The organism is Amycolatopsis sp. VC5-11 (genome assembly GCF_037034185.1).
In the GTDB taxonomy this organism is placed as follows: Bacteria; Actinomycetota; Actinomycetes; order Mycobacteriales; family Pseudonocardiaceae; genus Amycolatopsis; species Amycolatopsis nivea.
In genome coordinates, this window is sequence record NZ_JBAGKF010000043.1 from 1 (window position 1) to 6,954 (window position 6,954).

The 6,954-nt window shown below is 69.0% G+C and carries 4 protein-coding genes; all 4 read right to left on the reverse strand.

Features of this window, described 5'->3' with window-relative positions:
- Positions 1-251 precede the first annotated feature (251 nt).
- Positions 252-1,442, reverse strand: a complete 1,191-nt coding sequence (locus WA670_RS44890) for a low temperature requirement protein A (protein ID WP_037820765.1) — start codon at positions 1,440-1,442, stop codon at positions 252-254.
- Between the two features lie 101 nt (positions 1,443-1,543).
- Entirely contained in the window at positions 1,544-2,353 is an 810-nt protein-coding gene (locus WA670_RS44895) for a MerR family transcriptional regulator (protein WP_238607720.1), read from the reverse strand.
- A gap of 497 nt (positions 2,354-2,850) precedes the next feature.
- On the reverse strand, positions 2,851-4,320 hold the full coding sequence (locus WA670_RS44900) for an MFS transporter (RefSeq protein WP_134670240.1): 1,470 nt from the start codon (positions 4,318-4,320) through the stop codon (positions 2,851-2,853).
- On the reverse strand, positions 4,320-6,954 hold a 2,635-nt coding region (gene dnaE, locus WA670_RS44905), incomplete at its 5' end, for a DNA polymerase III subunit alpha (RefSeq protein WP_336162282.1). The genes WA670_RS44900 and dnaE, both read right to left, overlap by 1 nt.

Below are 6,954 nucleotides of genomic sequence, written 5' to 3' on the forward strand. Positions count from 1 at the left end.
TTTTTCCGGAGTCCAACTCTACACCCTGGGAAGCTCGAGGCTTCGTCGGGGGCTGGTTCAGCTCCGGAGGTTTGGGACCACCCACTCTACCACTACTGTGGGAGCTTGGTTCGTGTTCCCGGCGGCCGCCCGGTCTCCCTGGCGACGAAGAGAACATTACACGCCCCGAAACAGCCCTCGAACAGGGGGGTCCCTTTTTTCGCGCCAAGCCGCTGACCTGCGTCGATCCGGCTGTTGCGGCCGGAAGCCGGTCAGCCGGGCTCGCGCTCGCCGTGCGTCGCGATCACCGTGACGCCGACGAGGATCGCCGCGAGGGCCGCCGTCACGTGGATCGGCGCCGGGCCGAACGACGCGGCGAGCACGAGCACCGCGGCCGCCGGGAAGCCGATCGCGATCGGGCGGCATTCGTTCGTCGGGCCGATGTGCAGCAGCCACACGCTCAGCAGGAAGACCGCGACCGGGATCGTCACGGCCAGCGCCGTCACGATGCCGCTGACGTGCACCTGCCCGCTGTCGAATCCGACCGCCAGTTCCAGTCCGGCGCCGACCGCCGCGGCCGAACCGAAAATCAGGTAGTGGCCGTACCCCCAGCTCAACGCGGTCCACCGCGAGTTGCCGCGTTCGAGGCGGGCGTGCCCCGGCTGGTCGAAATACAGCCACCACATCGAGAACACCAGGACCAGGCCGGCGACGGCCAGCGACACCAGCTCGCCGGTGTGCTCCCCCTCCGCGATCCCCTCCTTCACCGCGTTGGTGGCGCTGAGCACGGTTTCGCCGAGCACGATCAGCGTGAAAAGCCCGTACCGCTCGGCGATGTGATGCGAGTGCCACGGCGTGGTCGTCCGCGCCTCCGCCACCGCGGGCACCGCGAGTTCTAGGACCAGCACCACGAAGAAGCCGACGAACCCCGCGGTGCCGGGCAATGCCAGCCGGGCGATCCACAGGATCTGGCAGAACGTGATGCCTGCCGCGTAGAAGTACGCGGTCGTGCGGATTTCCGGTGACTGCCGTGCCGCGCGAAGCCACTGCGTGACCGCGGCCAACCGCATCAGGACGTACCCGATGACCACGATCGTGAAGTCGCCCTCGAAGGCTTTGTCCACGCCGGCCGCGACGGTGAGGCCGCCGCCGATCTGGACGAGAGTGGCCAGCCGATAGGGCACGTCGTCGGTGTCGAACGCCGACGCGAACCAGCTGAAGTTCAGCCAGCCCCACCAGATCGCGAAGAACACCATCCCGAAGCTGAGCACCCCGTGCCCGACGTGCCCCTCGGTAAGCGCGTGGTGCAGCTGCGCGGCAGCCTGGCCGACGGCGACCACGAAACACAGGTCGAACAGCAGCTCCAGCGGCGTCGACGCGCGGTGCCCCTCGCTGGTGTCGCGTGGTCGCATCGGCCGGTACCACACCCGGATCCGGTTGCCCGGCACTGACTCGTGGGCCATGTGCGCTCCCCTTTCCGCAGAACGCGGCCATCCCAACATGATCGACGGCGCGGCGCGAGCGCGACATCCCGAGCAGCCGGAACCGGGTGAAACCGGACGCCTCAGCGCAGCCGGACCGCCAGTTCGAAGACCGGATCGTCGAGGGCGGCCTGTCCGGGATCGCACAGGAAGATCTGCCGCGGCTTCCAGTCGGCCCGCACGTCCCGGTCGGTCAGCCAGCGGTGCAGCGATTCGGCCCCGAGCGCGGTGTTCATGTTCGCCTTCGGCACGGTGACGTACGCCTCGCGGCCCGCGTCGTCGCTGCTGAGCGTCATGTCCGGGAAGGCGAGGTCCCCGCCGTCGGGGTCGATCGGACAGCAGAATTCGACCAGGCCGTCGCTGTCATCGCTGATTTCCCCGTGGTAGCGCAGGAAAGGCCTTCCGGCATCACCGGACGGACGCGGGACCGCCGGGCCGCCGAAGAACGCGAACAGCGGGGCGGCGAATGCGCCGATCCGGTCGGCGGTCAGGTGCTCGGAGGCGACGAGCAGCGTGCGGGCGGGCATTTCGCGAACGGACACGTCGTACATCGGGGTTTCCTTCCCGGCCAGTCGGTCGAGGAAGAACCCGGCGAGTTCCCGCTTGGCGCGCCACTCCCGCTCCTGCTCGTCCCAGTACGCGCGGACCTCGGCCGCCGCCGCTTCCGGCGGCAGATCGAGGACGGTCCGGATCCGCGGCAGCGGCATCCCGATCCGGCGCAGCTGGACGACGCGGCGCGCCCGCTCGAGCTGGTCCGGCGAGTACCAGCGGTAGCCGGTGTCCGGGTCGACGCGGGCCGGCGGCAGCAGGTTCATCTCGTCGTACAGCCGCAGCGCTTTGGGCGAAAGACGGGCCAGGCGTGCGAACGCACCGATGGTCAGCAGGTCCGGCATGGGTTCTCCCTCGTTCGGAACACCCTGAGCGTGGGGCCGGCCCCGAGGGGAAGGTCAAGCGCGCGGCGGCCCCGGCGTTGCGGAGCCTCGCGGAACCGGGGGAAGGCCGGGGAGGAAGAAAGGCGGGCGGGCCCGGTTCCCCCTCGCCCGGGCCCGCCCCGTTGCCTTCGCACGCACTCGGCCTGCCACTCCGGGCAGTGTCCCGGCGATTCGCCGTACGGTCCCCCGCGGACGCCGACGAATTTCGTACCGGGATGCGACTCCGGGTGTCCATTCCCCGGAACTTCGGACTCCCGGGCCGTCCGGCCGATCGACCCATCCCCGGTCGATCGAGCGAATTGCCACTGTCGGTAGCCAAAGTGCCGTTCTGAAGGCTCCATAAGGTCTACTCGGTTGCTCTGAGTAGCACTAGGGGCGAAGGTCACCTGTCACCCGGATGGAGTATCACCTGGTGGCGGTAAGTAGCTCACCGAATAGGCAGGATCAGCGTTGCGTGGTCACGTTCGGTGAATATTCGCCGCAGACTGCGCCGCTTGCTGGTCCTCCGTCAGGATGGCACGCCGCCGGCGGGCGCGGAGTTCCAGGGTCGCGAAAGCCAGCGCGACCAGGGTGAGCCCGCCCGCGCAGCACATCGCCGCGGTGAGCGCGGTCTGGTGCCCGGCGGTCGCGACCACCGATTCGAACACCGACGCCAGCACGGCCGTGCCGATCGCGGTGCCGATCCGCTGGCCGGTTTGCAGCGCTCCCCCGGCGACTCCGGCCAGCCGGTTCGGCACGCATTCGAGGGTGAGCGTCGTGTTCGGCGAGATCACCATCCCGCCGCCGATCCCGCCGATCAGCAACGGTCCGGCCACCGCGAATCCCGCGGCCGACGGCGGCACCAGCTGCACGACCAATCCCACCGAAAGCAGCGAGAGCGCGACGATGCTCAGGCCCATGACGGTCAGCTTCCGGCCGAACCGGGCCACGAGCCGTCCGGCGACGGCCGCCGTCACGGCCGAGCTCAGCGCGAACGGCGTGACAGCCAGCCCCGACTGCAGCGGCGTGTAGCCGAGGCCCTGCTGGAAGAAGAGCGCGAACACCAGCCAGATCCCGGCGAACCCGCAGAAGTACAGCGCGCCGACCGCCGCGCCGCTCGCGTAGCCCGGAGTGCCGGTGAAGAGCCGGATGTCCAGCAACGGCGGCCGGTTCTTGCGCACGACGCGCCGTTCCCACCACACGAAGGCCACGCCGAAGACGATCGCCACCCCGAACAGCCACCAGAACCGGCCGAACCCGCCCCGTTCGGATTGCACGAGCGGCAGCAGCACCCCGAGCACCGCGACGGCCAGCAGCACGATCCCGGCGTAGTCGATTTCCGTGCGCAGCCGGAGTTTTCGCCGGTCTGTGCGCGGCAGCAGCTTCATCGCGAGCCCGAACGCGATCGCGCCGATCGGCACGTTCACGTAGAACACCCACCGCCAGCCGTCCGGGTCGCCGAACAGCGCGAGGATCACGCCGCCGAGCACCGGCCCGACCGCGGTGGAGATGCCGACGACCGCGCCGAACATGCCGAACGCCCGCCCGCGCTCCGCGCCGTGGAACAGATCCTGGATCAGCCCGCTGTTCTGCGGCGTCAGCATGCCCGCGGCGCAGCCCTGGGCCAGCCTGGCGGCGACGAGGGTCGCCGGGTCCGGAGCCGCGCCGGCGAGCGCGCTCGTCGCGACGAACGCGGCCAGCGCGATGAGGAACATCCGGCGGCGGCCCAGCGCGTCACCGAGCCTGCCGCCGGTGACCAGGACCAGGCCGAAGGCGAGCGCGTAGCCCGAGACCACCCACTGGATGGTGCCCGCGCCGGTGTTCAGGTCGCGCTGGATCGAGGGCAGAGCCGTGTTGACGATGCTGACGTCCAGCAGCGTCATGAACCCGGCGGCGAGGGTGACCGCGAGCGCCCGCCAGCGGCGGGGATCCGGCTCCGCCCCGGTCATCAGGTGTTGGCGGTGATCCCAGGGATGCCCTTGAGCTCACCGATGAGCATCGAACTGACCTTCACCGGGTAATCGTAAAGCGCGAAGACCGTCTGGTTCTTGCCGACGAGCTTGAGGTGCACCGGCGTATCGCCCTTGTGCGCCAGCAGGGTCGACTTCAGCTCGCTGACCACGGCCTGGTCGATCTTCTCCGCGGCGGCCAGCAGCACCAGCGGCGGTTCCTCGTCGCCGTTGCCGATCTCGGACAGGTCCAGCGGCACGAGCCCGCCGCCGAACACCGACATCTTGTCCTCGCGCCAGTTGACCCGGCCCTTCACCAGCACCGCGTTGTCCTCGACCAGGTCCGCGGCGAACATCGAGTACGCCTTGGCGAAGAACAGCACCTCGAGCGCGGCGTCCATGTCCTCGACGGTGCAGATCGCCCAGGGCTCGCCCTTCTTGTTGACCCGGCGTTCGAGCGAGGTGAGCAGGCCGGAGATGACGACCTCGCCCTCCTTCGGCGGGTCGGCGAGCAGCGCGGCGATCGGCTTCGGCGCGTGTTTGCGCAGGATGCGCTCGGCCCCGTCGAGCGGGTGCGCCGACACGTACAGGCCCAGCATCTCGCGTTCATAGGCGAGGAGCTGCTTGCGCGGGTACTCCTCCTCGCCGAACTTGAGGTGCGCGAGCGGCGAGGACGACGGCGCTGCCTCGGCCGCGTCTCCGTCGTCGGCTCCGAACGAGCCGAAGAGGTCGAACTGGCCCATCGCTTCCTGGCGCTTGAGCGGGACGACGGCTTCCACCGCGTCCTCGTGCACCTGGATCATCGACAGCCGCGTGTGCCCCATCGAATCGAACGCGCCCGCCTTGATCAGCGATTCGATCACCCGCTTGTTGCAGGCCACCAGCTCCGACTTGTCCAGGAACTCGGTGAACGAGGAGTACTTTCCCTTCTCCTCGCGCGTCTTGATGATCGACTCCACCACGTTCGCGCCCACGTTGCGCACCGCGCCCAGACCGAACCGGATGTCGTTCCCGACGGCCGCGAACCGCAGCGCCGACTCGTTCACGTCCGGCGGCAGCACCTTGATCCCCAGCCGGCGGCACTCCGACAGGTAGATCGCCGACTTGTCCTTGTTGTCGCCGACCGACGTGAGCAGCGCGGCCATGTACTCCGCGGTGTAGTTCGCCTTGAGGTAGGCGGTCCAGTACGCGATCAGGCCGTACGCGGCGGCGTGCGACTTGTTGAACGCGTACCCGGCGAACGGGAGAATCGTGTCCCACAGCGCCTTGACCGCTTCCGGCGAGAAGCCGCCCTCGACCAGCGGGCTGGACTTCATGCCCTCTTCGAAGCCCTCGTACTCCTTCTCGAGGACTTCCTTCTTCTTCTTGCCCATCGCGCGGCGGAGCGTGTCCGCTCGGCCCATCGTGTAGCCCGCGACCTTCTGGGCGATCTGCATGATCTGCTCTTGGTAGACGATCAGGCCGTAGGTCTCGGACAGGATCTCCCGCAGCGGTTCCTCCAGCTGCGGGTGGATCGGCTTGATCTGCTGCCGGTTGTTCTTGCGGTCGGCGTAGTCGTTGTGCGCGTTCATGCCCATCGGGCCGGGCCGGTACAGCGCGAGCACCGCGATGATGTCCTCGAACCCGGTCGGCTGCATGCGCCGCAGCAGGTCGCGCATCGCGCCGCCGTCGAGCTGGAAGACGCCGAGCGTGTCGCCCCGGCCGAGGAGCTTGTACGCCTCGGGGTCGTCGAAGCCGAGCCGGTCGAGGTCGATCTCCTCGCCGCGGTTGGCCTTGATGTTCTCCAGCGCGTCGCCGATGACGGTGAGGTTGCGCAGGCCGAGGAAGTCCATCTTCAGCAGGCCGATGGCCTCGCAGGAGGGATAGTCCCAGCCGGTGATGATCGACCCGTCGTCGCGCTGCCACACCGGGATCGCGTCGGTGAGCGGCTCGCTCGACATGATGACCGCGCAGGCATGCACGCCCGCGTTGCGGATCAGGCCTTCGAGGCCGCGGGCGGTGTCGAAGATCGTCTTGCACTCTTCGTCGGTCTCGACCAGCGTGCGGACCTCGGCGGCCTCGGCGTAGCGCTCGTGCTTCGAGTCGACGATGCCCGACAGCGGGATGTCCTTCGCCATGATCGGCGGCGGCAGCGCCTTCGAAATCCGGTCCGCGATCGAGTAGCCCGGCTGGCCGAAGTGCACGCGGGCGGAGTCCTTGATCGCCGCCTTGGTCTTAATCGTGCCGAAGGTGATCACCTGGGCGACCCGGTCCGAGCCGTACTTGTCGGTGGCGTACCGGATCATCTCGCCGCGGCGGCGGTCGTCGAAGTCGATGTCGATGTCGGGCATCGACATGCGCTCCGGGTTCAGGAACCGCTCGAACAGCAGCTTCTGCGGGATCGGGTCGAGGTTCGTGATGCCGAGCGCGTACGCGACGAGCGCGCCCGCGGCGGACCCTCGGCCGGGGCCGACGAGGATGCCGACCTCCCGCGCGTGCTGGATGAGGTCGGCGGTGATGAGGAAGTAGGACGGGAAGCCCTTGCCCTCGATGACGCCGAGTTCGTAGTCGCAGCGTTCCTCGTAGCCGTCCGGGATGCCTTCGGGGAACCGCCACTTGAGGCCCTCGGCCACCTGGTGGCGAAGCCAGGAAGCG